Origin of the sequence: Actinoplanes sp. NPDC048791 (genome assembly GCF_040650095.1) — a bacterium.
GTDB lineage: Bacteria > Actinomycetota > Actinomycetes > Mycobacteriales > Micromonosporaceae > Actinoplanes.
The window spans coordinates 1-2,016 of the sequence record NZ_JBEZGQ010001305.1; the positions used below are offsets into that span (position 1 = coordinate 1).

2 protein-coding genes are annotated in these 2,016 nt (G+C 73.8%); one reads left to right on the plus strand and one right to left on the minus strand.

Features of this window, described 5'->3' with window-relative positions; translation table 11 throughout:
* Positions 1–752: histidine kinase dimerization/phosphoacceptor domain-containing protein (locus AB0C29_RS45680; protein WP_360834248.1), on the minus strand; the 752-nt coding region annotated here is incomplete at its 3' end.
* Between the two features lie 175 nt (positions 753–927).
* Here AB0C29_RS45680 and AB0C29_RS45685 point away from each other — a divergent pair.
* A partial coding sequence (locus tag AB0C29_RS45685) for an MMPL family transporter (RefSeq protein ID WP_360834250.1) occupies positions 928–2,016 on the plus strand: 1,089 nt, incomplete at its 3' end.

Below are 2,016 nucleotides of genomic sequence, written 5' to 3' on the forward strand. Positions count from 1 at the left end.
TCGGCGCCGGCGCCGCTGTCGCGCAAGGTCGCGACCATGGCCCGCATTTCCTCCAGCGTGCGCGCGCCCTCCTCCTCGACCCCCTCCAGCGCCTCGACCGCGGCGGCCGGGTCAGTGCCGGCGACCACCCGGCCGGCCTGGGCGCGGATCACCATGGCCGAAACGTGGTGGGCCACCGTGTCGTGCAGTTCCCGGGCGAGCCGCTCCCGCTCGTGGGAGCGCATCCGCTCCAGCTGCCGTTCTCGAGCGGTTGACCAGAACCGTACGGAGGCCCCGATCACCGCGGGCATGAGCAGGAACACGAGGCCCGCGATCTCCTCGCCGACCGGGGTGTCGTCCGTCGCCGCCGAGACCGCGAAGCCCGCGAGGATCACCACGCCGCCCAGCACGATCTCCCGGCCCGATCCCCACCGGGGCAACGCGTACACCAGCACGAGCACGATCAGGCCGGAGTTCAGACCCACCGGTTCCCGCGGGCCCCACAGCACCGTGGCCACCTGGAGCACGATTATGGCGCCGAACGCCAGCGCGACCGTCGCCAGCGGGCGGGTCCGCCGCCACAGCGGCAGGACGGCCAGCCAGACGCCGAACGCCACCGCGACCGGCCGCCACACGACGTTGTCCCGCAGCGTGGCCTCCAGCATCACACCGACCAGGGCCGCGGCGACCAGCGCCCAGTCCCGCCACAACCGGCCCGGGGCATCGGGCGGCCGTGGTTCGGTCCAGAAGTTTCGCAGGTCGTCTCGCAGCACGGTCTCAGCCTAGGGAGCCCACCGCGCCGCGCATCGGCCGAAAGAACGGGGCGTCCCTCCGCCCGGGGGCGGGCCGATCGGCGGCTCCCGGGCCGATGCCCGGAAGCGCCGCCGCGACGACTCTCGTCATCGGCGGTCGTGCGAATGCGGCCGACGAGGTGGTTGGAGGACCCCCATGCTCTCGAAAGCCCTCTCCCGACTGGGTGGCAGCGCCGCCCGCCATCCGTGGCAGGTGATAGCGGCGTGGCTGCTCGCCGCCGCGCTGGCGGTCCTCGCCGCAACCGCCTTCGGCGGCCGGACCGCCGACACGATGACCGCTCCCGGACTGGACTCCCAGCGGGCCGCGGAGTTGATCGAGCGGGCCGGCACCGGCCAGGAGGGGATGACCGCCCAGGTGGTCGTCACCCCCGTCGACAGCGGGGCGTCGTTCTTCGTCGACGGCCCGGCCCGGGCCGCGTTGACGCGGCTGCAGGCCGAGGTGAGGCAGCTCCCGCACGTGCTCGGCACCACCGACCCGGCAGAGGCACTCGGCCGGGGCGCGGACGCCGCCGTCAGGTCCGGGCTGGTGTCGGCCGACGGACGGATCGCCGTCGTCCGCGTGCAGTACCCCGACCAGAGCCGGCTGTCAGCCGACGATCTCGACGCTCTTGTCGACCTCGGGGACCGGCTGCGCGGCGAGGTGCCGCTACGTATCGAGATGGGCGGGGACCTGTTCTTCGCCTTCTCCGGCACCGGCGGCGGCACCGGCGAGCTGATCGGTCTCCTGGCCGCGGCCGCGATCCTGTTCCTGGCGTTCGGCTCGCTCATCGCTGCCGCGCTGCCGATCGGGATGGCGGTCTTCGGCCTCACCGTCGGCGTCGCCACGATGACGGTGCTCGCGCGGGTGATCGAGATCCCGACCTTCGCCCCGGTACTCGGCAGCATGGTCGGGCTGGGGGTCGGCATCGACTACGCGCTGTTCGTGCTCGTCCGGCACCGCGAGTACCTCAAGCTCGGGCTCGATCCCCACGAGGCGGCCGGGCGAGCGGTGGCCACGGCCGGGCGACCCGTCGTCTTCGCCGGCGGCACCGTGGTCGTGTCGATCCTCGGCATGGCGGTCGCGGACGTGCCGTTCATGACGATGGGCGGGCTCGCGGTCTCCATCGTCGTGTTGATCATGGTGGTCGCGTCGGTGACGCTGCTGCCGGCCTTCCTCGGCGCCGCCGGCCCACGGCTGGCCCGGGTCGGCACGCTGGGCCGGCTGTTCGGCCGGTCCGGGCAGCGG